Raw genomic sequence first — 20790 nt, 5'->3', positions numbered from 1 at the left:
CGGGGTCTGGCATCAACTTTTTCGCTTCATTCGCAAATGTTTTTCGCGAATCTTTTATTGCTTATTCCTCGCTCTGGTTCAGTTCCAGGCCGAGTTCTTTCAGCTTTGCAAGGACTTCTTCCAGGGATTTGCGGCCCAGGTTGCGGACCTTCATCATATCCTCCGGAGTCCGGTTGCACAGCTCTTCCACTGTATTGATTCCGGCTCTCTTCAGGCAGTTGTAAGAACGAACGGAAAGTTCCAGTTCATCAATGCTCATCTCGAGAACCTTTTCTTTGTCATCGGTCTCTGTTTCTACCATAATCTCTGTGGATTTGGCATTCTCAGACAGATCGATGAACAGACTCAGATGCTCGCTCAGGACTTTTGCCGCCAGACTGACAGCCTCGTCCGGAGCCAGAGTTCCATTGGTATATACGTCTAAAGTCAGTTTATCGAAATCGATTACCTGACCTACACGGCTGTTCTCAACGGTAAGATTCACGCGCTCTACCGGCGTATAAATGGAATCCACCGCGATGATACCGATCGGAAGATCGTCGTCTTTATTCTTGTCTGCACTCACATATCCGCGGCCCTTGGTAATGGTCAGCTCCATGTACAGTTTGCTGTCCGCGCCGCCGTTCAAGTGCGCGATCACCACATCCGGATTTAAAATCTCAATATCCGGATCACACTGAATATCAGCGGCAGTCACAACACCTTCGCCTTCGAAATCGATGTAGGCAGTCTTCGCCTCATCGGAATCACTGGTATTACGGATTGCCAGACTCTTGATATTCATGATAATTTCCGTTACATCTTCTTTTACACCCGGGATGGAGCTGAACTCGTGAAGAACACCGTCAATCTTCACCTGGCTGACTGCAGAACCCGGCAGAGAAGAAAGCATGATCCTTCTCAGAGAATTTCCGAGGGTCGTACCATAGCCTCTTTCCAACGGCTCTACTACGAATCTGCCATATCTCTTATCTTCTGAAATCTCTGCAATTTCAATCTTGGGTTTGTTAAATACTACCACTAAAAGCCCCTCCTGTTCTGTGATGGGTGACGAAACTACTTAATTATTTGGAATACAACTCGACGATCAGCATCTCGTTAACCGGCACATCGATCATCTCTCTGGTCGGAAGTTCTTTAACCGTTCCTTTCAGATTGTCAAGATCAGCTTCCAGCCATTCCGGCACCAGTCTTCCGCCGGTTGCCTCAACGATCGCTTTATAGCGGTCAGAGCTCTTGCATTTCTCTTTGATCTCAATGGAATCTCCGGCTTTCACCTGATAAGACGGGATATTCACCTGTTTTCCGTTTACCAGCACATGCTTATGGTCAACGATCTGTCTTGCTTCCTGACGGGTTCTTGCAAGGCCGAGACGGAATACTACATTATCCAGTCTGGATTCCAGCATAACCATCAGGTTTTCACCGGTCATACCTTTCATGCGATCCGCTTTCTCATAGTAATTGCGGAACGGTTTCTCCAGTACGCCGTAGATGAATTTTGCTTTCTGCTTTTCTCTCAGCTGAAGACCGTATTCGGAGATCTTCTTGTTTCCTCTCTGGGAGTTTCTGTTGGATTTTTTATCGATTCCTAAATAGACCGGATCCAGTCCAAGGGATCTGCATCTTTTAAGGACAGGTGTTCTATTTACTGCCATTTCTCATACCCTCCTGATTAAACTCTTCTGCGTTTTGGTGGACGGCAACCGTTGTGCGGTACCGGCGTAACATCGGTAATGCTGACAACTTCCAGACCGCATGCCTGCAGCGCGCGGATCGCAGCTTCTCTTCCTGAACCAGGTCCTTTTACGAATACATCTACAGTCTTTAATCCGTGTACCAGAGCTGCTTTCGTAGCAGTTTCTGCAGCCATCTGCGCTGCATACGGAGTAGATTTCCTTGAACCTCTAAAACCAAGACCACCGGCACTTGCCCAGCTCAGAGCGTTGCCCTCTGCATCGGTCAGGGTAACGATCGTATTATTGAAAGATGACTGGATATGTGCCTGTCCGCGTTCAACGTTTTTTCTGACACGCTTTTTTGTCACTTTTTTCGTAACTTTAGCCATTTCTAAACTAACCTACTTTCTTCTTTCTTCAAATTATATGGTACGCACTCATACTCATACGGCAAAGATTGCCCTGTATTCGCCAAGCGCTTTATTTCTTCTTGTTTGCAACGGTCTTCTTCGGACCTTTTCTGGTTCTTGCGTTGGTCTTTGTCTTCTGACCGCGAACCGGCAGGCTCTTACGATGACGAACGCCTCTGTAGCATCCGATCTCCTGCAGTCTCTTGATGTCCATAGCGATCTGTCTTCTCAGATCACCTTCCACAGTCTGGGTCTCATCGATCACAGAACTGATTCTCTTCACTTCTTCGTCTGTCAGATCTCTGACACGGGTATCCGGGTTTACCTGAGCTTCTTTCAGGATACGGTTGGAGCTTGCCCTGCCGATCCCATAGATGTAAGTCAGCCCGATCTCTACACGTTTCTCTCTTGGTAAATCTACACCAGCAATACGAGCCATGTGATTATTCCTCCATTTTCTACACTTCGTAACTGTTCAGTGCCTTCACAGTCACGATTCGCAAACCCAAAAGGATCAGCTCCGCTGATGGGGTTTGCTCACGCCTGAATCATTTTCTTACGGCCTCATCAGCAAGTGATTCGGCCTGTACTGAACAGTTCGTATACTACAATATTTTCCTAAATGAGGCACGGAACGTCTGCGCATCCCAACGCCCAAATGGGTAAATACCCATTCTTTCCGGTACTCTTTTCGCAGAAACTTCCCGGTTTTAAGCAATATCATTTCGCATTCAGCCATGCACAGACTTGACAGCGGAAACTGTCCAGGCTTGCCTGAGACAGGGGACACTGGCAAGGATGTATAGGGCGCCTGCGCCTGACGAAGCCGGGCCCGCATGGCGGCATCCCTGAGCTAAATGCACCAATCCTTGAATAATCTACCACTCTAAGTTCTTTTATATAAATCAGTTGTCACACGCTTCCGTGTGTTTCAACTGCAGCCGCTCATATAAAAAAGCTACAAGTGCTAACATTCACAGACCATTAGCCTTGTCTCTGTTTATGTTTGGGATTTTCACAGATTACTCTGATACTACCTTTTCTCTTGATGATTTTGCACTTTTCGCAAATAGGTTTCACCGATGATCTAACCTTCACAGTAAAGTCCTCCTTTCATCATTTTCCTTTCCGAAGGCATACGCCCCCAAAATCATGCCTACACATTATAGCAGAGGCATGCAAGGAATGCAAGTACTTTTTTATTTATCTCTCCAGATAATCCGTCCTTTGGACAGATCGTACGGAGACATCTCAATGGTTACTTTATCTCCCGGCAAAATACGGATGAAATTCATCCGAAGTTTTCCGCTGATATGGGCAAGCACTTTATGCCCGTTTTCCAGTTCCACCTGGAACATAGCGTTGGGAAGTTTTTCAATTACGGTTCCTTCAATCTCAATTACATCTGCTTTCGACATGTTTATCCTCCTGCCTGTCTATGACTCTGATTCAATTCCTGCTATGATATGTCCGTCTGTAAGCGGTTCCCCGGACATCAGTGCTGTTCTCACTTTATCCGGAATCCGTCGGATCGCCTGTATATGTTTCTTGTTTTTCTTCTTTGGATTTGCTGTCGTATGGCAGCGTCCGTCCGCTACCCATACATATTCCGCTTCCGCGCGGATTATGATATAGAGTTTGCCCCGGTCATGCCCTGCCTTCGATCTGGCGAGCATACCTGTTTCCATATTTATCATAGGGTCCTCCTGTTCCCGCCTATTCATGCAGGGTCAGGATCTCCGGCTCGCCGTCCGTGATCAGGATTGTGTTTTCATAATGCGCTGATACGGAGTGATCCGCGGAGATGACCGTCCACTCGTCGTCCAGCCATTTTACCTTCCAGGTCCCCATATTAATCATGGGTTCCACCGCCAGCGTCATGCCGGGCACCAGGATGATGCCTTTACGCTTCTGGCGGAAATTAGGAATCTGGGGATCTTCATGAAGGCTGGTGCCGATCCCGTGACCTACCAGATCCTGGACAATCCCATACCCGAAAGGCGTCACATAATTATCAATGGCATTGGAAATATCAAACAGGTGATTTCCCGCTTTTGCATATTTGATTCCCTCAAAAAAGCTCTGCTTCGTCACATCCAGAAGCTTCTGCACTTCAGGCGCGATCTTTCCGACCGCATGGGTTCTTGCCGCGTCGGAATGATATCCTTTATAGATCAGTCCCGCGTCCAGGCTGACGATATCTCCTTCTTTCAGAATGTGGTCTCTCCTGGGAATTCCATGGACCACTTCCTCATTGACAGACACACAGATCGAAGCAGGATATCCGGAGTAGTTAAGGAAATTAGGTACGCATCCCAGATCTCTGATTACTTTGTCTCCGTACTCGTTGATATCCATCGTAGAGATCCCCGGCCGGATCATTTTCGCCATCTCGTCGTGAACGATCTCCAGCAGGCGTCCTGCCTCTCTCATAAGTTCTATTTCTTTCGCAGATTTTACCGTTACCGCCATAATCTTACGCTCCCAAAATGTCTGTAATTGCCTGGAAAACCACATCCATATCTTTGGTTCCATCCACATCCTTCAGGATGCCTTTTCCTTTATAATAGTCGATCAGCGGCTGCGTCTGTTCATGATAAACGCTCAGACGTTTCTGCACCGTCTCCGGCTTGTCATCGTCCCTGAGAATCAGCTCCGCGCCGCATACGTCACAGACTCCCTCTTTCTTTGTAGGAGCGTACACAATATGATAGGTTGCTCCGCATCCCACGCACGCGCGGCGTCCGGACATGCGGTTTACGATATGTTCGTCCGGAACATCCACATTGATGGCGTAGTCCAGACTCTCACCCATCTGGCCCAGCGCTTCATCCAGGCTCTCTGCCTGCGGGATCGTTCTTGGGAATCCGTCCAGAATATAACCGTTTTTGCAGTCCTCCTGTTTCACACGGTCTACGACCAGATCGCAGACCAGCTCATCCGGTACCAGAAGTCCCTGATCCATATAAGTCTTTGCCTTTTTTCCCAATTCCGTACCGTTTTTAATATTTGCGCGGAAAATATCTCCTGTGGAAATATGGGGAATCTGATACTTTTCAGCGATTTTTTTTGCCTGTGTCCCTTTTCCCGCACCCGGCGCGCCTAACATAATAATCTTCATATTTTCTGTTCTCCCTTATTCAGTGTAACCAGTTTTTTCCATCCTATTCGAAAAGCCTGTGCGGAACCACCGCATGGTATTCCGTACAGGCTTATGTCTCGCTGTATCAGTCGTTCAGGAAGCCCTTGTAATAGCGCACGAGCATCTGGGATTCAATCTGCTTCAGCGTTTCCAGGATTACACCCACGATAATGATAATGGATGTTCCTCCAAAAGAGACGTTTGCTCCAAACATGCCGCTGAAAAAGATCGGGATGATACATACAATGATCAGTCCCACTGCACCGACAAATACAATATAATTTAAAATCTTGCTGAGATATTCCGTCGTCGGCTTGCCCGGCCGGATACCAGGGATGAATCCGCCCTGGCGCTTCATATTATTCGAAATCTCAATCGGGTTAAACGTAATGGATGTATAGAAATATGCAAAAAATACAACCAATATAATATACAGCAGTAATCCGAGGGAATAAATCGGCTGATCCGGGTTACACCAGCTGGACTGACTCAGTCCGGTCAGAATATGCGCGCCGATGCTGTCGCCGCCCGTATATCCTGCCAAAGCCGCGATCACGCCTGGAAAGCTCATCAAAGATGAAGCGAAGATCACAGGGATCACACCGGATGTATTGACTTTCAAAGGAATATTGGTAGACTGTCCGCCCACCATCTTCCGGCCCTGTACTTTCTTTGCATATTGTACCGGAATACGGCGTTCGCCGCCCTGAAGAACAATGACAAAGATCACTGTGAGCAGGATGACTGCCAGAATAATCACAGCCGCCAGGACTCCGTTCAGGATTGTCTGCCCCTGAATAAACTGTCTGTACAGATTTACAAAGTCGTCCGGGATCGTGGATACGATATTAATCAGAAGTACGATAGAAATACCGTTTCCGACTCCGTTTTCTGTAATCTGCTCACCGACCCACATGAGGAATGCACTTCCTGCCGTCATAGCAGCCACTACGACAATCATATTGGGAACCGTTACTTCTTCCAGAAGTCCGCGTCCGCCGAAACCGATCGTCATAGCGATACTCTGAACCAGAGCCAGTCCTACCGTCAGATAACGGGAAATTGTCTGGATCTTCTTTCTTCCATCCTCGCCTTCTTTCTGCATCTCTTCCAGTTTTGGAATAGCGATCGTCAGAAGCTGCATAATAATGGAAGATGTAATGTACGGCGTAATACCAAGCGCAAATACAGACAAACTGGTAAATGACCCGCCGGTGAACGCATCAAAAAAGTTAAATGCGTCACCGGTCTGGGCTGCAAACCAGTTGGCAAAATAATCTCTATTCACACCCGGAATCGGAAGCTGAGAGCCGAAGCGCACAACTACAAGCATTAAAAATGTGAAAATCAGTTTTTTCCTGATGTCCTCAATTTTAAGCGCGTTCCGTAATGTTTTTAACATTAGATCACCTCGGCTTTTCCACCAAGAGCTTCAATCTTCGCTACCGCACCGGCAGAAAATGCATTCGCCTGCACGGTCAGTTTCTTGGTTAATTCTCCGTTTCCAAGAATTTTAACACCGTCTTTCGGGTTCTTCACGATACCTTCCGCAATCAGAGTCTCTACAGAAACTACGCTGTCGTTCTCAAATCTCTCCAGCGCGTCTACGTTGATTCCAACGATCTCTCTGCTGTTGCGGTTGGTGAAGCCTCTCTTCGGAAGCCGTCTGTATAATGGCATCTGACCGCCTTCAAATCCCGGTCTCGGAGCTCCGGAACGGGCTTTCTGTCCTTTATGACCTTTACCTGCGGTCTTGCCGTTTCCTGAACCATGTCCGCGGCCTCTTCTGAAGTCGCCGCTGTGTTTGGAGCCTTCGGCGTACCTTAAATTCGATAAATCCATAGTGGCACCTCCTTACATATCCAAAATTAAATTTCTTCTACTTTTACCAGATGTCTTACATGCCAGATCATTCCGCGTACTGCTTCATTGTCCGGCATCTCGACCGTTTTATTCAGCTTTCTCAGTCCGAGCGCCTCTACGGTCGCTCTCTGTTTCGGAATTGCACCGATAGGAGATTTTACTAATGTGATTTTTAATTTCTCTGCCATGTTCATTCTCCTCCTTAAGCCATGATCTCGTCTACGGACTTGCCGCGCTTTCTTGCGACTTCCTCCGGAGAAGACAGTCCCGCCAGGCCTTCAATCGTTGCCAGTACCACGTTCTGTTTGTTGTTGGAACCCAGAGACTTGGTACGGATATTCTTGATACCTGCCAGCTCTACCACGGCACGGGCCGGACCGCCGGCGATGATACCGGTACCTTCCGGAGCTCTTTTCAGAAGTACGGAAGAGCTTCCGAACTTTCCGAAATTGTCGTGCGGAATACTTTTGTTTTCATCCAGCGCAACGGTTACCAGTTTCTTCACAGCGTCTTCTTTTCCTTTGCGGATTGCTTCCGGAATTTCAGTGGCTTTTCCAAGACCAGCGCCGACGTGACCGTTTCCGTCACCAACGACTACCAGAGCTGTGAAACGCATGCTGCGGCCGCCTTTGACGGTCTTGCTAACACGCTTGATTGATACTACTCTATCTGTCAGTTCTAACTGATTCGCATCAATGATCTCATGTCTCATGTCTTTTTTCCTCCTCCTCTAAAATTCCAGACCTGCTTCACGCGCTGCTTCTGCAAGCGCTGCGATCTTGCCCTGGTAAATGAATCCTCCGCGGTCAAATACCACGGTCTTGATTCCTTTTTCCAGTGCTCTCTCGGCGATCACTTTGCCGAGATATGCTGCAGCATCCACGTTGTTGGTCTTCTCCAGCTCAGCCTTCACTTCTTTCTGAAGAGTGGAAGCGGATACCAGAGTGTTCCCTACCGTATCGTCGATGATCTGAGCATACATATGATTATTGCTTCTGAACACTGCCAGACGCGGTTTCTCAGCGGTTCCGCTGATGTGATTGCGTAATCTGTAATGCTTTTTGGCGCGAACTTCGGCTCTTGATTTCTTACTAACCATCTTTACACTCTCCTTACTTATTTCTTACCGGTCTTACCAACTTTACGTCTGATAACCTCGGTCTCATACTTGATACCTTTGCCCTTATACGGCTCCGGTCTTCTCTTATCGCGGATCTCAGCTGCGTACTGTCCGACCTTTTCTTTGTCGATACCCTTGACAGTGATCTTGTTGCCGTCCACAACTGCTTCCAGACCCTCCGGATCCATCATCTCCACCGGATGAGAATATCCAAGGTTCAGAGTCAGTTTCTTGCCGGACTTGGAGCAGCGGTATCCAACACCGTTTACCTCAAGCACTTTCTCAAATCCGGTATGAACGCCTGTCACCATGTTGGAAATCAGGGTTCTCGTCAAACCGTGTAAAGATTTCATTTTCTTCAAGTCATTCGGTCTCGTGACAACCACATGGCCGTCTTCTACCTTGATCGTCATTTCAGCGGGAAGCACTCTCTCAAGCGTTCCTTTCGGACCTTTTACGGTCACTTTATTTCCCTCGGCAACTGTCACGGTTACTCCTTCCGGGATAGCTACCGGTAATCTTCCGATACGGGACATAATCTGTAATCCTCCTTACTTAGATTTTCGGAAGAGGCTTGTGCGCCTCTTCTGTTTTCAGTTCTGCGGATCAAGTTACCAAACAAAGGCCAAAACTTCTCCGCCTACGTTCAGCTCTCTCGCTTTTTTGTCGGTCATCACGCCCTTGTTTGTGGAAACAATAGCGATGCCCAGTCCGCCGAGCACTTTCGGCATATTTTCTTTTCCTGCGTAAATTCTCAGACCCGGTTTGGAAATTCTCTTCAGGCCGGAAATGACTCTGTCATTCTTGTCCTTGCCGTATTTCAGGGTGATATGGATATCTTTGAAATTTCCATTGTCCACCAGGTCATATTTTGCGATATATCCTTCATCTACCAGGATGTCGGCGATCGCCAGCTTCATTTTGGAAGCGGGGACATCCACAGTATCGTGTTTAGCAGTGTTCGCGTTACGGATTCTTGTAAGCATATCTGCAATCGGATCGTTCGTTGTCATATCTAGACTCCTTTCCTGTTTTCTCGGCTTACCAGCTTGCTTTCTTCACACCCGGGATCTGTCCTGCGTAGGCCAGTTCACGGAAGCAAATTCTGCAGATGCCGTATTTTCTCAGGTAAGCATGCGGACGTCCGCAGATTCTGCAGCGGTTATATTCTCTGGTAGAGAATTTCTGTTTGCGCTGCTGTTTGATTTTCATCGATGTCTTAGCCATGAAATTCCCTCCTATCTTGCGAATGGCATATTGAACAGACTTAACAGATAACGGGCTTCCTCATCGGTCTTCGCGGTGGTCACGAAGATGATATCCATACCTCTTACTTTATCGATCTTGTCGTATTCAATTTCCGGGAAAATCAACTGTTCTTTAATACCAAGCGCGTAATTTCCTCTTCCGTCGAACGCGTTCGGATTTACGCCTCTGAAGTCGCGGACACGCGGCAGTGCCAGGTTTACCAGACGGTCAACAAATTCATACATTTTCTCGCCGCGCAGGGTAACCTTGCATCCGATCGCCATGCCTTCACGGATCTTGAAGTTTGCCACGGAATTTTTAGCTCTGGTCAGCACCGGCTTCTGTCCGGAGATGGTCTCCAGATCCTTTACGGCAGAATCCAATACTTTCGCGTTTTCCTTAGCCTCGCCGACACCCATATTGATGACGACTTTGTCAAGCTTCGGCACTTCCATGACGTTTTTATAGCCAAATTTTTTGATCATAGCGTCTACGATCTCATTTTTGTACTGTTCACTGAGTCTACTCAACTTTCCTGGACCTCCTCTCTTCCAAATTAATCGATCACCTTACCGGTTGCTTTTGCCACGCGGACTTTTTTGTCCCCGTCCATCTTGTAACCGATTCTGGATACTTTTCCGTCGCTCACGTACATCACGTTGGAAACGTCGATAGGTCCTTCCTGACGGATGATGCCGCCCTGCTGATTGGCCGGTGACGGTTTTGTGTGTTTCGTAATCATATTCACACCTTCTACAAGAACGGTGTTTTTCTTATGGTTCACTGCGATGACTTTGCCTTCGCTGCCTTTGTCAGTACCGGCAATGACTCTTACAGTGTCGCCTTTTTTGATTCTGATTGTAGACATATTCCGATACCTCCTATAATACTTCCGGAGCAAGGGATACGATCTTCATGAACTGTTTCTCACGAAGCTCTCTTGCCACCGGTCCAAAGATACGGGTTCCTCTCGGGTTCTTATCCTCTTTGATGATTACGGCTGCGTTCTCGTCAAATTTGATATAAGAACCGTCTTTGCGGCGTGCGCCCTTTACCGTGCGGACAACTACCGCCTTGACCACATCGCCCTTTTTAACAACACCGCCTGGTGTTGCATCTTTAACGCTGGCAACGATCACGTCCCCAATGTTTGCATATCTTCTGGTAGAGCCGCCCATAACGCGGATGCAGAGTAATTCTTTTGCACCGGTGTTATCAGCAACTTTAAGTCTTGTTTCCTGCTGTACCATTGCGGCATCCTCCTATCTGGCTTTCTCAATAATGCTGACCAGTCTCCATCTCTTGTCTTTGGACAGCGGTCTGGTCTCCATAACTTTTACGGTATCGCCGATTCCGCACTCGTTATTCTCATCATGTGCTTTCAATTTATAAGTTTTCTTCACGATTTTTCCGTAAAGCGGATGTTTTACATGGTTCTCTACTGCAACCACGATCGTCTTATCCATCTTGTCGCTTACGACTTTTCCAACACGTGTTTTTCTCAGATTTCTTTCCACGATTTCTATCTCCTTTCTCAAACTGAAATCCTTCTATGCATCCTTACGCATTCTTCTGTGCGATAACAGTCTGGATCCGGGCGATATTTCTGCGAACCTCTTTGATTCTCGCCGTATTGTCCAGCTGGTTGGTTGCGTTCTGGAATCTCAGATTGAAAAGTTCCTTCTTAGCAGCTACTAATTCTGTATTCAGTTCTGCAGCTGATTTTGCCTTTAAATCTTCTACATACTTATTTGTTTTCACTGTTATCACCGCCTTCTAAGTCTGCGCGAGAAACGATCTTGCATTTGCAGGGTAACTTATGGGTAGCGAGACGCAATGCTTCTTTTGCAACGTCTTCCGGAACTCCGGAAATCTCGAACATTACACGGCCCGGTTTCACAACGGCCACCCAGTACTCCAGCGTTCCTTTACCGGAACCCATACGCGTTTCAGCCGGTTTGTTGGTTACAGGTTTGTCCGGGAAAATCTTGATCCAGACTTTACCGCCACGTTTGATATAACGGGTCATGGCCACACGGGCTGCCTCGATCTGGTTGGACTTGATCCAGCACGGCTCCGTAGCGACAATACCGTATTCACCATTTGTAATCTTATTACCTCTAAGCGCCTTTCCAGTCATCGTACCGCGGAACTGTTTACGGCGTTTTACTCTTTTTGGCATTAACATTATTTATCGCTCCCTTCCTTTGCTGCCTTTGTGGGAAGTACCTCGCCCTTGTAGACCCAAACCTTAACGCCGATCTTTCCGTAGGTGGTGTCTGCCTCAGCGAAACCATAGTCAATATCTGCTCTCAGAGTGTGCAGCGGGATCGTACCTTCGGAGTAGGTCTCCGTACGAGCCATATCCGCTCCGCCCAGACGGCCTGCGCAGGAAGCTTTGATTCCCTTTGCGCCGGATTTCATCGCGCGGCCCATGCAGGACTTCATCGCGCGGCGGAAGGAGATACGGTTCTCCAGCTGCTGTGCGATATTTTCAGCAACCAGCTGTGCCTCACGGTCCGGTCTCTTCACTTCTTTGATATCTACTACCACTTTCTTTGTGGTCATTTTCTGCAGCTCTGCTCTTACCTTCTCAATCTCGGAACCGCCCTTGCCGATGATCATACCCGGTTTTGCGGTGGAGATAATGATTTTTACACGGTCGGAAGTTCTTTCGATCTCAATCTTAGAAACACCCGCATTGTATAATTTTTTCTTCAGGAACTTTCTGATCTGATAATCTTCAACTAAGCAGTCGGCGAAATCAGCCTCAGCGTACCATTTAGAATCCCAGTCTTTGATAACACCGACTCTAAGTCCGTGTGGATTGACTTTCTGACCCATGACTTTCCTCCTTATTTCTTCTCATCCAGCACGATGGTGATGTGGCTCATTCTCTTCTCGATACGATAAGCGCGGCCCTGTGCTCTCGGTCTGATTCTCTTCATGGTCGGTCCTTTATCCGCATAGCATTCTGCCACATAAAGATTGTCAGCACTCATTCCGTTGTTGTTCTCCGCGTTCGCGATCGCGGATTTTAATAATTTCTCTATCAGCGTAGAAGCGTATCTCGGATTGTAGGTAACAATACCGAGCGCTGTCTGTACGTCTTTACCTCTGATGGCATCTAATACGAAGCACGCTTTCTGAACAGAAACGCGGGCATAAGATAATTTTGCAGATGGTCTGGTATCTTTTTTCGCATTTCTCTCTCTTTTGATCTGACTTCTGGATCCTTTAGCCATTAGATGTAACCTCCTTCCAAAATTTAACTGTTATCGTCTGGATTTTTTTTCGTCTTTGCCATGGCCTCTGTAGGTTCTGGTGGGAACGAATTCTCCAAGCTTATGTCCTACCATGTCCTCGGTGATATATACCGGCACATGTTTTCTTCCATCATGAACTGCAATTGTATGGGAAACCATCTGCGGGAAGATGGTGGAACGGCGGGACCAGGTCTTGATGACCGTCTTCTGTCCGCTTGCGTTCATCGCGTCCACTTTCTTCAGTAAGCTTGCGTCTGCAAATGGTCCTTTTTTTAATGAACGAGCCATTAGGTGAAACCTCCTTTAATTATTTGATAGTTCTTCCGTCTCTTCTTCTTACGATCAGTTTATTGGACTTCTTGTTCTTCTTTCTGGTCTTAAGGCCAAGTGCCGGTTTACCCCACGGTGTGCACGGACCCGGACGGCCGATACCGGTCTTTCCTTCTCCACCACCATGCGGATGATCGTTCGGGTTCATAACAGAACCGCGGACGGTAGGTCTGATACCCATGTGACGTTTACGGCCTGCTTTACCGATGTTGATCAGGTTGTGCTCGCCGTTGCCCACAACGCCTACGGTTGCGCGGCAGTTAATCGGTACCATTCTCATTTCACCAGACGGCATTCTTAAGGTAGCGTATTTGCCTTCCTTTGCCATCAGCTGCGCTCCGTTGCCTGCAGAACGAACCAGCTGTCCGCCTCTGCCTGCGTATAACTCTACATTGTGCACCATAGTACCAACCGGGATATTCTCCAGCGGCAGGCAGTTTCCTACATGTACCTCAGCCTCCGGTCCGTTCATAACGGTCATGCCGTCGGTCAGGCCCTGCGGTGCAAGGATATATGCTTTCTCACCGTCTGCATAGCAGATCAGCGCGATATTTGCGGTTCTGTTCGGATCGTACTCGATACCGAGCACTTTTGCCGGGATACCGTCTTTTCTTCTCTTGAAATCGATAATTCTGTATTTTCTTCTGGATCCGCCTCCGCGGTGTCTCACAGTAATTTTACCCTGGGCATTACGTCCGGCATTCTTCTTGAGAGAAGTGACCAGAGATTTCTCTGGAGTCGTTTTGGTGATCTCAGCGAAATCATATCCGGACATATGTCTTCTGGAAGGTGTATATGGGCGGTAAGTTTTGATTCCCATTACGTTTATCTCCTTTCAACTCTACGTTTTGTCATCACGCCCGTAGGGGGCGTATAGTTTCTGATCTTTACAGTCCCTCAAACAGCTCGATATCCTTGCTGTCTGCGGTAAGCTGAACGATCGCTTTCTTGGTCTTGGCAGTCTTTCCAACCACCATACCGCGTCTTTTGTTCTTTCCGTCGTAATTCATGGTGTTCACGCTTTTCACTTTCGTTCCCGCGAACATTTTCTCTACCGCTTCTTTGATCTGAGATTTGGTCGCTTCCGTATGAACCAGGAAAGTATATTTTTTCTCGCTCATAGCGTCCATGCTCTTCTCGGTGATAATCGGTTTGAGGATTACATCATAATATTTAATATCAGCCATTACGCATATACCTCCTCGATGGTTGCAACAGCAGCCTTGGTAACGATGACCGTATTGTATTTCAGGATGTCGTATACGTTGATCGTGTTGGTCAAAGCTGTCTGAACGTTTGCGATGTTTCTTGCAGACATCATCACGTTGGCATCATTGTCATTCAGAACCACCAGCGCCTTGGATACGTTCAGAGCATCCAGAACTGCCTGCATCTTCTTGGTCTTGATCTCGTCGAACTTCAGCTCGTCAAGAACGATGAACTTGTTCTCCTGTACTCTGCTGGTCAGTGCGGACTTCAGAGCCAGTCTCTTTTCTTTCTTATTCAGACGGATCGTGTAATCTCTCGGAGTCGGAGCGAATACTACGCCGCCGCCGGTCCACTGCGGAGCTCTGGTTGAACCCTGACGCGCATGTCCGGTTCCTTTCTGTCTCCACGGTTTTCTTCCGCCGCCGGAAACTTCAGAACGGGTCTTTGCCTTCTGGGTTCCCTGTCTCTTGTTTGCAAGCTGTGCAACGACTGCCATATGAACCAGATGCTCGTTTACATCTACGCCGAACACTGCGTCGTTCAGCTCCATCGTGCCAACTTCTTTGCCTTCCATATTATAAACAGCTACGTTTGCCATGTTTGTGTTCCTCCTTTCCCTTCAAACCTTACTTACCGGTCTTTACGGTCTCTTTAACAGTAACTAAGGCTTTCTTCGGGCCTGGTACCGCACCTTTTACCAACAGTAAGTTGTTTTCAGCGTCTACTCTCACGATCTCCAGATTCTGGATCGTGATCTGCTTGGATCCCATGTGTCCGGGCATTCCTTTTCCCTTGAACACCTTGCTCGGATCGGAGCAGGCGCCGTTGGAACCCTGATGACGGTGGAACTTGGAACCGTGAGCCATAGGTCCTCTGTGCTGACCCAGTCTCTTGATCGCGCCCTGGAATCCCTTACCTTTGGAAATGGCGGTCGCATCGATCTTGTCGCCTGCGGCGAAGATGTCTGCCTTGATCTCCTGTGCCACTGCATACTCTGCAGCGTTCTCTAACTTCAGCTCTCTGACAAACTTCTTATAGGCAACGCCCGCTTTGTCAAAGTGTCCTTTTTTCGGTTTGTTTACCAGTTTTTCTCTGGTGTCAACGAAGCCGACCTGTACCGCATTGTATCCGTCGGTTTCCACGGTTTTCACCTGGGTTACCACGCACGGACCAGCCTGCAGAACGGTTACCGGAGTCAGGACTCCGTCCTCGTTGAAGATCTGGGTCATTCCGACCTTGGTTGCTAAAATAGCTTTCTTCATTTTTTCGTTTCCTCCTGTTTTCTCTACAGCGGAACGCTCTCGCGTTCATTCTAGCCGCAGGATTTATTTGTTTTTCATTTTTATGTCGACATATACGCCAGCCGGCATATCAAGACGGGACAGAGCGTCGATCGTCTTCTGCGTAGGCGCAATGATGTCAATCAGTCTCTTGTGCGTTCTCTGTTCGAACTGCTCTCTGGAATCTTTGTACTTGTGTACCGCACGAAGAATCGTAACCACTTCTTTTTTCGTGGGAAGCGGCACCGGTCCGCTCACTTTGGAGCCGGTCTTCTTCACCGTTTCGATGATTTTCTTTGCGGATGCATCGATCAGCTGATGATCATATGCCTTCATTGTGATTCTCATTACTTGACTTGCCATAAAAAAAGTCGCCTCCTTATTCGTACTTTTAACTGCCAGTACGACAAGCGGTGACTGTACACACTCCCGTGCGTATCACGATGATACTCACACGTCGTTTCCTTTCTGATCAAAGGACTCATTAATTTGTACAGTGACTTGTCGCCAGTTTGCTAACTTGACATTCGCTCCACGGAAAAACCCGCGCCCTGCGCGGCAACCTCACGCTTCATCGCTATCAATGTCACAACATGAGCTATTATAAAGGAAAACCTCGGAATTGGCAAGGTTTTTTTGCAAATTCCGAGGATAATTTTGTAAGAAAATATTTTTATATAACTCTTTGTTTTTGTGCACTTTTCCCATGACTTTCTGTCACTCTGCGCTCCACCGGCCGCTGGCCCCGCACGGCAGAATCAATCCGCTTTCACTTACCGGGAGCCCAACCTCCTGGGAATCGATCTTTCCGCCAAATTTCTTCAGTTCTGTCCCCAGCAGGTATGCCAGCACCGCCGGCTGCAGTCCTGTCGTGTATGAATTAATAAGGAAGAAAAGCGGCTGATCACTCAGAAGCTGTACGCAGAGTTTTACCAGCGGGTGGATCGCGTCCTCGATCTTCCAGATCTCTCCCTTGGGTCCGCGTCCATAGGACGGCGGATCCATGATAACGGCGTCATAATGATTGCCCCGCCGGATCTCCCGTTCCACAAATTTCTGGCAGTCGTCCACCAGCCAGCGGATCGGCGCGTCTCCCAGTCCGGAAGACACTGCATTCTCTTTCGCCCAGGTCACCATCCCCTTTGAGGCGTCCACATGGGTCACGCTGGCTCCGGCCGCGGCAGCCGCCAGTGTGGCGCCTCCCGTGTAGGCAAAAAGATTCAGCACTTTCACAGGCCGTCCCGCCATACGGATCTTTTCCGAGAACCAGTCCCAGTTAGCCGCCTGCTCCGGGAATAGCCCCGTATGCTTAAAGCTGAACGGCTTCAGATGAAACGTCAGCTCTTTTCCGGACGGAAGCCGGTATCCGATACTCCACTGCTGGGGCAGTCCGAAAAATTCCCATTCGCCTCCGCCTTTGACGCTTCTGTGATAGTGACCGCTGTGCTTTTTCCATCCGTGATGTTCCTTCGGCGTATCCCAGATCACCTGCGGATCCGGACGGATCAGAAGATAGTCTCCCCAGCGCTCCAGTTTTTCTTTGCAGGAGGTGTCGATCACCTCGTAGTCTTTCCAGTTATCTGCTATGAACATATGTCCGGTAGCCTTTCTCTACATATTTTTCTGTATAACGCAAAAATATATTTTTCAGATCTGTTTAATAAGTATATTGTACAGAATCGAATGTGTCAACCGTCTGACTGGCAGGAACAAAAGTAGACGTCAATACCACAAAAGGAATCCCGCTGAATAGAATCGAATCCGAAAATTCCGTCTCAAAACTTCCCATTTTTGCTCTCATCGCCCTCTCTGTTTCATAAACCTTGTCGTATTCTCCTCCACGATTTATATATCCAAAACAGGAAAAGGACTGTAGTGTTAATTCTTTGATGTTCCAAGAACATTCGATACTTTTTTTCATCTGAATCGCAAAAACACTCTTATTTTTTTGCACATAGTAACTTTTTACATAAGCTAAATCTTTTTCACTATCTTCAAACCATATGCTAATCGCCACCTTTTTTTGTGTATCTGTAGAAGAGTCTTTTAGTTCACCTACTTTATAACTGCAATTCCCCATACGTATTTTCAAATCACACAGAATATCATACGGCAGCTCTGACGCTATCTCTGCCGGAAGCTGGTGATTAACCACCCATCCCTCCAACGCTGTCATTGTATCTGTATCTGGCAGTGGCCTGTAAACCATATTCCAAAGAATTACCATCAGGGCCGACAGAACGGCTCCGGACTTAAAAATCCGCTTTTTCTTTATTTCCATCTCACCCTCCCTCATGATTTTATTATCTCACAACACAAATTATCTGTCTATTGAATCCTTTCCTGTAAATTGTTAAAATTAAATACAAGAGGACTGTTCCTGAAAAACGGGGGCAGAATAAAAATAACAGGGGGTACTTTCATGAAACTGGGATTTTTAGGAGCCGACCACGAAGTCACCGGCAGCTGTCATTATGTAGAAGCCTGCGGCAGACATATTTTAATTGACTGCGGGCTGGAACAGGGAAGGGATGTCTATGTGAATCAGGATATTCCTGTTCCGGTCAACCAGATTGACTGCGTCCTCCTGACGCACGCGCATATCGACCATTCCGGACGGCTTCCGCTTCTGTATAAGAATGGCTTCCGGGGCGAGATCATCGCCACTTTTGCCACCAACGACCTGTGCAGCATCATGCTTCGCGACAGCGCGCACATTCAGGAATTCGAGGCAGAATGGCGCAACCGCAAAGCAAAACGCTCAGGCGCGGAAGAATATGTTCCGCTGTATACCATGGACGATGCCCTGGGCGCCATCAGTCTTTTTCATCCCTGCGATTACGAACAGAAGATAGAAATTTTCCCCGGCGTCCAGGCTCGTTTCCGGGATGTGGGCCATCTGCTCGGCTCGGCCTCTATTGAATTGTGGATCAAAGAGGAAGACATTGAACGGAAACTGGTCTTCTCCGGAGATATCGGAAATATCAACCAGCCCCTGATCAAAGATCCGAAGACCACGGATTCTGCGGACTATGTAATCATGGAGTCCACATACGGCAACCGCACGCATAACGCGCCCCCTGATTACGTGACAGAGCTGGCGGGAGTGATTGACCGCACTCTGCGCAGAGGCGGCAACCTCGTCATTCCGGCTTTCGCAGTCGGCCGCACTCAGGAGATGCTGTATTTTATCCGGGACATCAAAGAGAGAAGATTAATCAATTTTGACTTCCCGGTGTATGTGGACAGCCCGCTGGCCATAGAAGCCACCACCATCTTCGGGAAAAATGTTCAGTCCTGCTTCGACGAGGACGCCATGGCACTGATCCGCCAGGGCATCAACCCGATCCGTTTCCCGAACCTGCGTCTGGCCATCTCCAGCGAAGATTCCAAGGCGATCAATTTTGATCCCACGCCGAAGGTAATTATCTCCGCATCAGGCATGTGCGAAGCCGGCCGTGTCAAGCATCATCTGAAACACAATCTCTGGAGGCCGGAATCCGCCGTCCTCTTCGTGGGATATCAGGCATACAATACGCTGGGACGTTCTCTGCTGGAGGGTGCGGAATATGTGAAGATCTTCGGCGAGACGATCGAAGTCAAAGCAGAGATCGTCAAGCTGGAAGGAGTCAGCGGACACGCCGATCAGAACGGACTGCTGCGCTGGGCCGGAGCTTTTCAGCCTGCTCCCAGAATGGTCTTTGTTGTCCACGGGGAAGACGAAGTCTGTGATGAATTTGCATCTCTGCTGACCGAAAAATACGGCGCCCCTGCCTGCGCCCCGTTCTCCGGCGCGCTGTACGACCTGGCCGCAGGCGTCTGGATCAAAGAAGGACTGAAGATCCCGGTAGCCGCGGAGAAACCGTCCACCAAACGCAAGAACGAAGTCTTTGCCCGTCTGGTGGAAGCAGGCAAACGCCTGATGCAGGTCATCTACCACAACGAAGGAGGCGCAAACAAAGATCTGGCGAAGTTTACCAGCCAGATTCAGTCGTTGTGTGATAAGTGGGATCGGTAAAAATAGCTAACGTGTCCAAAAGAGGGACTGCTGCCCTGACAGTTTATCTGTCAGAGCGCAGTCCCTTTTGCATTTTGTAACATAATCCTCCATTTCCCAACACCATCTTTTATTGCAACACTCTCTTGCATTTGCTATACTATGTTTGTCTGAAAAAATAATCAGGGCGGTTCGCCAGAAGAATCCAGTTTTACAATTTCATACAAGAAGGCGGTGATAGAAAAGAGAATTATTAACTTTTTCACGTTTCTATGTCATTTACCAACCATTTATGATACAATTGATGTAGCAAAATGAAACATGATATCAAATCAATCAAACCGCTGAAAGACCTGAATCTGACAGACCGTTTCCTTTTTGATATGGTCATGGAAGATCTCCAGACACAGCAGGATGTGCTTTCCATCATCTTTGGCCGGAACATACCGCTGCTGAGCCAGGGGGGAGACAGAAAAAGAATTCCGTGTTTCTCCATCTGTTCGATCCATCCGTATGGACGTGTTCTCCATGGATGAAGAAAAAGCCGTCTACAACACAGAAATGCAGCAGAAACAGCAGTCCGATCTCGCCAGGCGCAGCCGGTATTATCAGTCCATGCTTGACACTTCATTGCTGGAACCTGGCGTGCCGGACTATAGCACGCTGAATCCGTCCTACATTATTATGATTGCTCCGTTTGATCTATTCGGGTATGGACGCTATGTCTACACTTTCCGCGCAACGTGTCAGGAAGAGCCCGGCTGCATACTGCAGGATGGGGCCACGCGAATTTTTCTTAATACCAGAGGAAAAAATGACAGCGAGACCTCACCGGAATTGATCAGCTTTCTGCATTATCTGGAAAATACCACTGACGAAGCGGCCGCTCATACAGGAAGCGAGCGGATGGTGCGCATCCACCAAAGAGTTCAGAAGGTCAAGCTCAGCGAACAAATCGGGGTGAAATATATGCAGGCTTGGGAAGAGCGCTATTATGACAGAATGGAAGCAAAAGAGGAAGGACGCACACAGGGAATGGAGGAAGGGATGGATATTCTTCTTTTAAAACAGATTCGAAAAAAGCTGGCTAAAGGCTTTACTGCCACGGAGATCGCAGATATGCTGGAAGAGTCCGAGGATAAGATCCGGCACATGGCCGAAACCATCGAAGCACATCCGGAGATGGATGAAAAAGAGCTTTTGGAAGTATTGTAAAGCCGTCCATCCACAAAACAAGCGGCCGGGA

General features: G+C 48.0%; 34 protein-coding genes and 1 pseudogene. 2 read left to right on the top strand and 33 right to left on the bottom strand.

The annotated features are described in order from the left end of the window. Positions 1-61: 61 nt before the first annotated feature. The 33 genes from B5F29_RS05370 to B5F29_RS05210 all read right to left on the bottom strand — a co-directional run bounded on the left by B5F29_RS05370 (position 62) and on the right by B5F29_RS05210 (position 17828). The gene (locus tag B5F29_RS05370) at positions 62-1021 is read right to left on the bottom strand and encodes a DNA-directed RNA polymerase subunit alpha (RefSeq protein ID WP_087153647.1); all 960 of its coding nucleotides are present in this window, start codon (positions 1019-1021) and stop codon (positions 62-64) included. 43 nt (positions 1022-1064) lie between these two features. Further along, on the bottom strand, positions 1065-1658 hold the full coding sequence (gene rpsD / locus B5F29_RS05365; RefSeq protein WP_087153646.1) for a 30S ribosomal protein S4: 594 nt from the start codon (positions 1656-1658) through the stop codon (positions 1065-1067). Positions 1659-1675: 17 nt separating this feature from the next. Continuing rightward, positions 1676-2068 carry a 30S ribosomal protein S11 gene (gene rpsK / locus B5F29_RS05360; protein WP_087153645.1) on the bottom strand — a complete coding sequence of 131 codons (393 nt, stop codon included), beginning with the start codon at positions 2066-2068 and terminating at the stop codon, positions 1676-1678. Between the two features lie 91 nt (positions 2069-2159). Beyond that, a complete protein-coding gene (rpsM, locus tag B5F29_RS05355; RefSeq protein WP_087153644.1) occupies positions 2160-2528 on the bottom strand; it encodes a 30S ribosomal protein S13 in 369 nt (122 codons plus the stop codon). A gap of 545 nt (positions 2529-3073) precedes the next feature. Then, the gene (rpmJ, locus tag B5F29_RS05350) at positions 3074-3187 is read right to left on the bottom strand and encodes a 50S ribosomal protein L36 (RefSeq protein WP_003497809.1); all 114 of its coding nucleotides are present in this window, start codon (positions 3185-3187) and stop codon (positions 3074-3076) included. A gap of 101 nt (positions 3188-3288) precedes the next feature. Then, on the bottom strand, positions 3289-3507 hold the full coding sequence (gene infA, locus B5F29_RS05345) for a translation initiation factor IF-1 (RefSeq protein ID WP_087153643.1): 219 nt from the start codon (positions 3505-3507) through the stop codon (positions 3289-3291). An 18-nt stretch (positions 3508-3525) separates the two neighbouring features. Then, positions 3526-3786, bottom strand: coding sequence for a KOW domain-containing RNA-binding protein (locus B5F29_RS05340; protein WP_087153642.1), 261 nt, complete (start codon positions 3784-3786; stop codon positions 3526-3528). A gap of 19 nt (positions 3787-3805) precedes the next feature. After that, complete coding sequence (gene map, locus B5F29_RS05335) at positions 3806-4561, bottom strand: type I methionyl aminopeptidase (protein ID WP_087153641.1); 756 nt, start codon at positions 4559-4561, stop codon at positions 3806-3808. Between the two features lie 4 nt (positions 4562-4565). After that, on the bottom strand, positions 4566-5210 hold the full coding sequence (locus B5F29_RS05330; RefSeq protein ID WP_087153640.1) for an adenylate kinase: 645 nt from the start codon (positions 5208-5210) through the stop codon (positions 4566-4568). Between the two features lie 106 nt (positions 5211-5316). Beyond that, positions 5317-6633, bottom strand: coding sequence for a preprotein translocase subunit SecY (gene secY / locus B5F29_RS05325; protein WP_087153639.1), 1317 nt, complete (start codon positions 6631-6633; stop codon positions 5317-5319). Continuing rightward, positions 6633-7073 (bottom strand): 50S ribosomal protein L15, encoded by a 441-nt coding sequence (gene rplO / locus B5F29_RS05320; protein ID WP_087153638.1) that lies wholly within the window; start codon positions 7071-7073, stop codon positions 6633-6635. The genes secY and rplO overlap by 1 nt, the downstream gene beginning before the upstream one ends. Positions 7074-7099: 26 nt before the next feature. Continuing rightward, a complete protein-coding gene (rpmD, locus tag B5F29_RS05315; protein ID WP_087153637.1) occupies positions 7100-7282 on the bottom strand; it encodes a 50S ribosomal protein L30 in 183 nt (60 codons plus the stop codon). A 14-nt stretch (positions 7283-7296) separates the two neighbouring features. After that, positions 7297-7806 (bottom strand): 30S ribosomal protein S5, encoded by a 510-nt coding sequence (gene rpsE, locus B5F29_RS05310; RefSeq protein ID WP_087153636.1) that lies wholly within the window; start codon positions 7804-7806, stop codon positions 7297-7299. Positions 7807-7824: 18 nt separating this feature from the next. Further along, the gene (gene rplR / locus B5F29_RS05305) at positions 7825-8193 is read right to left on the bottom strand and encodes a 50S ribosomal protein L18 (protein WP_087153635.1); all 369 of its coding nucleotides are present in this window, start codon (positions 8191-8193) and stop codon (positions 7825-7827) included. Positions 8194-8210: 17 nt separating this feature from the next. Then, complete coding sequence (rplF, locus tag B5F29_RS05300; RefSeq protein WP_087153634.1) at positions 8211-8750, bottom strand: 50S ribosomal protein L6; 540 nt, start codon at positions 8748-8750, stop codon at positions 8211-8213. A gap of 75 nt (positions 8751-8825) precedes the next feature. Next, the gene (gene rpsH / locus B5F29_RS05295) at positions 8826-9227 is read right to left on the bottom strand and encodes a 30S ribosomal protein S8 (RefSeq protein WP_087153633.1); all 402 of its coding nucleotides are present in this window, start codon (positions 9225-9227) and stop codon (positions 8826-8828) included. A gap of 28 nt (positions 9228-9255) precedes the next feature. Then, positions 9256-9441: a type Z 30S ribosomal protein S14 gene (locus tag B5F29_RS05290; RefSeq protein ID WP_087153632.1), complete on the bottom strand. Its 186-nt coding sequence runs from the start codon at positions 9439-9441 to the stop codon at positions 9256-9258. An 11-nt stretch (positions 9442-9452) separates the two neighbouring features. Continuing rightward, complete coding sequence (gene rplE, locus B5F29_RS05285) at positions 9453-9992, bottom strand: 50S ribosomal protein L5 (RefSeq protein WP_087153631.1); 540 nt, start codon at positions 9990-9992, stop codon at positions 9453-9455. A 26-nt stretch (positions 9993-10018) separates the two neighbouring features. Further along, on the bottom strand, positions 10019-10330 hold the full coding sequence (gene rplX / locus B5F29_RS05280) for a 50S ribosomal protein L24 (RefSeq protein WP_087153630.1): 312 nt from the start codon (positions 10328-10330) through the stop codon (positions 10019-10021). Positions 10331-10343: 13 nt separating this feature from the next. Then, positions 10344-10712: a 50S ribosomal protein L14 gene (rplN, locus tag B5F29_RS05275; protein WP_087153629.1), complete on the bottom strand. Its 369-nt coding sequence runs from the start codon at positions 10710-10712 to the stop codon at positions 10344-10346. Positions 10713-10724: 12 nt separating this feature from the next. Beyond that, a complete protein-coding gene (rpsQ, locus tag B5F29_RS05270) occupies positions 10725-10979 on the bottom strand; it encodes a 30S ribosomal protein S17 (protein ID WP_087153721.1) in 255 nt (84 codons plus the stop codon). A gap of 43 nt (positions 10980-11022) precedes the next feature. Further along, positions 11023-11223, bottom strand: a complete 201-nt coding sequence (gene rpmC, locus B5F29_RS05265; RefSeq protein ID WP_087153628.1) for a 50S ribosomal protein L29 — start codon at positions 11221-11223, stop codon at positions 11023-11025. After that, on the bottom strand, positions 11210-11650 hold the full coding sequence (gene rplP, locus B5F29_RS05260) for a 50S ribosomal protein L16 (RefSeq protein WP_087153627.1): 441 nt from the start codon (positions 11648-11650) through the stop codon (positions 11210-11212). The genes rpmC and rplP overlap by 14 nt, the downstream gene beginning before the upstream one ends. Then, complete coding sequence (gene rpsC, locus B5F29_RS05255; RefSeq protein WP_087153626.1) at positions 11650-12306, bottom strand: 30S ribosomal protein S3; 657 nt, start codon at positions 12304-12306, stop codon at positions 11650-11652. The genes rplP and rpsC overlap by 1 nt, the downstream gene beginning before the upstream one ends. A gap of 11 nt (positions 12307-12317) precedes the next feature. Next, positions 12318-12707: a 50S ribosomal protein L22 gene (gene rplV / locus B5F29_RS05250; protein ID WP_087153625.1), complete on the bottom strand. Its 390-nt coding sequence runs from the start codon at positions 12705-12707 to the stop codon at positions 12318-12320. Between the two features lie 30 nt (positions 12708-12737). Further along, the gene (gene rpsS, locus B5F29_RS05245; RefSeq protein WP_087153624.1) at positions 12738-13016 is read right to left on the bottom strand and encodes a 30S ribosomal protein S19; all 279 of its coding nucleotides are present in this window, start codon (positions 13014-13016) and stop codon (positions 12738-12740) included. Positions 13017-13035: 19 nt separating this feature from the next. Further along, positions 13036-13878, bottom strand: a complete 843-nt coding sequence (gene rplB / locus B5F29_RS05240) for a 50S ribosomal protein L2 (RefSeq protein ID WP_087153623.1) — start codon at positions 13876-13878, stop codon at positions 13036-13038. Positions 13879-13945: 67 nt separating this feature from the next. After that, the gene (gene rplW, locus B5F29_RS05235; RefSeq protein WP_087153622.1) at positions 13946-14245 is read right to left on the bottom strand and encodes a 50S ribosomal protein L23; all 300 of its coding nucleotides are present in this window, start codon (positions 14243-14245) and stop codon (positions 13946-13948) included. Further along, complete coding sequence (rplD, locus tag B5F29_RS05230) at positions 14245-14865, bottom strand: 50S ribosomal protein L4 (RefSeq protein WP_087153621.1); 621 nt, start codon at positions 14863-14865, stop codon at positions 14245-14247. The genes rplW and rplD overlap by 1 nt, the downstream gene beginning before the upstream one ends. A 28-nt stretch (positions 14866-14893) precedes the next feature. Continuing rightward, positions 14894-15529, bottom strand: a complete 636-nt coding sequence (gene rplC, locus B5F29_RS05225; protein WP_087153620.1) for a 50S ribosomal protein L3 — start codon at positions 15527-15529, stop codon at positions 14894-14896. 63 nt (positions 15530-15592) lie between these two features. Further along, a complete protein-coding gene (rpsJ, locus tag B5F29_RS05220; protein ID WP_087153619.1) occupies positions 15593-15910 on the bottom strand; it encodes a 30S ribosomal protein S10 in 318 nt (105 codons plus the stop codon). A gap of 354 nt (positions 15911-16264) precedes the next feature. After that, positions 16265-17140, bottom strand: a complete 876-nt coding sequence (locus B5F29_RS05215; protein WP_087153618.1) for a class I SAM-dependent methyltransferase — start codon at positions 17138-17140, stop codon at positions 16265-16267. Between the two features lie 64 nt (positions 17141-17204). Next, a complete protein-coding gene (locus B5F29_RS05210) occupies positions 17205-17828 on the bottom strand; it encodes a hypothetical protein (RefSeq protein WP_087153617.1) in 624 nt (207 codons plus the stop codon). Positions 17829-17969: 141 nt separating this feature from the next. Here B5F29_RS05210 and B5F29_RS05205 point away from each other — a divergent pair, with 141 nt between their 5' ends. Beyond that, positions 17970-19565: an MBL fold metallo-hydrolase RNA specificity domain-containing protein gene (locus B5F29_RS05205; RefSeq protein ID WP_087153616.1), complete on the top strand. Its 1596-nt coding sequence runs from the start codon at positions 17970-17972 to the stop codon at positions 19563-19565. 293 nt (positions 19566-19858) lie between these two features. After that, positions 19859-20759 (top strand): annotated as a pseudogene (locus B5F29_RS05200) (Rpn family recombination-promoting nuclease/putative transposase). Positions 20760-20790 lie beyond the last annotated feature (31 nt).

Source organism: Lachnoclostridium sp. An196 (genome assembly GCF_002160135.1).
Taxonomy (GTDB): Bacteria; Bacillota; Clostridia; order Lachnospirales; family Lachnospiraceae; genus Hominiventricola; species Hominiventricola avistercoris.
This window is presented reverse-complemented; position numbering and strand designations above follow the sequence as displayed.

Bases quoted from the DNA above. Each gene is read 5' to 3' on its own strand.
- rpsD (WP_087153646.1), bottom strand. From the start codon at position 1,658: ATGGCAGTAAATAGAACACCTGTCCTTAAAAGATGCAGATCCCTTGGA.
- rpsK (WP_087153645.1), bottom strand. From the start codon at position 2,068: ATGGCTAAAGTTACGAAAAAAGTGACAAAAAAGCGTGTCAGAAAAAAC.
- rpsM (WP_087153644.1), bottom strand. From the start codon at position 2,528: ATGGCTCGTATTGCTGGTGTAGATTTACCAAGAGAGAAACGTGTAGAG.
- infA (WP_087153643.1), bottom strand. From the start codon at position 3,507: ATGTCGAAAGCAGATGTAATTGAGATTGAAGGAACCGTAATTGAAAAA.
- B5F29_RS05340 (WP_087153642.1), bottom strand. From the start codon at position 3,786: ATGATAAATATGGAAACAGGTATGCTCGCCAGATCGAAGGCAGGGCAT.
- map (WP_087153641.1), bottom strand. From the start codon at position 4,561: ATGGCGGTAACGGTAAAATCTGCGAAAGAAATAGAACTTATGAGAGAG.
- B5F29_RS05330 (WP_087153640.1), bottom strand. From the start codon at position 5,210: ATGAAGATTATTATGTTAGGCGCGCCGGGTGCGGGAAAAGGGACACAG.
- secY (WP_087153639.1), bottom strand. From the start codon at position 6,633: ATGTTAAAAACATTACGGAACGCGCTTAAAATTGAGGACATCAGGAAA.
- rplO (WP_087153638.1), bottom strand. From the start codon at position 7,073: ATGGATTTATCGAATTTAAGGTACGCCGAAGGCTCCAAACACAGCGGC.
- rpmD (WP_087153637.1), bottom strand. From the start codon at position 7,282: ATGGCAGAGAAATTAAAAATCACATTAGTAAAATCTCCTATCGGTGCA.
- rpsE (WP_087153636.1), bottom strand. From the start codon at position 7,806: ATGAGACATGAGATCATTGATGCGAATCAGTTAGAACTGACAGATAGA.
- rplR (WP_087153635.1), bottom strand. From the start codon at position 8,193: ATGGTTAGTAAGAAATCAAGAGCCGAAGTTCGCGCCAAAAAGCATTAC.
- rplF (WP_087153634.1), bottom strand. From the start codon at position 8,750: ATGTCCCGTATCGGAAGATTACCGGTAGCTATCCCGGAAGGAGTAACC.
- rpsH (WP_087153633.1), bottom strand. From the start codon at position 9,227: ATGACAACGAACGATCCGATTGCAGATATGCTTACAAGAATCCGTAAC.
- B5F29_RS05290 (WP_087153632.1), bottom strand. From the start codon at position 9,441: ATGGCTAAGACATCGATGAAAATCAAACAGCAGCGCAAACAGAAATTC.
- rplX (WP_087153630.1), bottom strand. From the start codon at position 10,330: ATGTCTACAATCAGAATCAAAAAAGGCGACACTGTAAGAGTCATTGCC.
- rplN (WP_087153629.1), bottom strand. From the start codon at position 10,712: ATGGTACAGCAGGAAACAAGACTTAAAGTTGCTGATAACACCGGTGCA.
- rplP (WP_087153627.1), bottom strand. From the start codon at position 11,650: ATGTTAATGCCAAAAAGAGTAAAACGCCGTAAACAGTTCCGCGGTACG.
- rpsC (WP_087153626.1), bottom strand. From the start codon at position 12,306: ATGGGTCAGAAAGTCAATCCACACGGACTTAGAGTCGGTGTTATCAAA.
- rplV (WP_087153625.1), bottom strand. From the start codon at position 12,707: ATGGCTAAAGGATCCAGAAGTCAGATCAAAAGAGAGAGAAATGCGAAA.
- rpsS (WP_087153624.1), bottom strand. From the start codon at position 13,016: ATGGCTCGTTCATTAAAAAAAGGACCATTTGCAGACGCAAGCTTACTG.
- rplB (WP_087153623.1), bottom strand. From the start codon at position 13,878: ATGGGAATCAAAACTTACCGCCCATATACACCTTCCAGAAGACATATG.
- rplW (WP_087153622.1), bottom strand. From the start codon at position 14,245: ATGGCTGATATTAAATATTATGATGTAATCCTCAAACCGATTATCACC.
- rplD (WP_087153621.1), bottom strand. From the start codon at position 14,865: ATGGCAAACGTAGCTGTTTATAATATGGAAGGCAAAGAAGTTGGCACG.
- rplC (WP_087153620.1), bottom strand. From the start codon at position 15,529: ATGAAGAAAGCTATTTTAGCAACCAAGGTCGGAATGACCCAGATCTTC.
- rpsJ (WP_087153619.1), bottom strand. From the start codon at position 15,910: ATGGCAAGTCAAGTAATGAGAATCACAATGAAGGCATATGATCATCAG.
- B5F29_RS05215 (WP_087153618.1), bottom strand. From the start codon at position 17,140: ATGTTCATAGCAGATAACTGGAAAGACTACGAGGTGATCGACACCTCC.
- B5F29_RS05210 (WP_087153617.1), bottom strand. From the start codon at position 17,828: ATGGAAATAAAGAAAAAGCGGATTTTTAAGTCCGGAGCCGTTCTGTCG.
- B5F29_RS05205 (WP_087153616.1), top strand. From the start codon at position 17,970: ATGAAACTGGGATTTTTAGGAGCCGACCACGAAGTCACCGGCAGCTGT.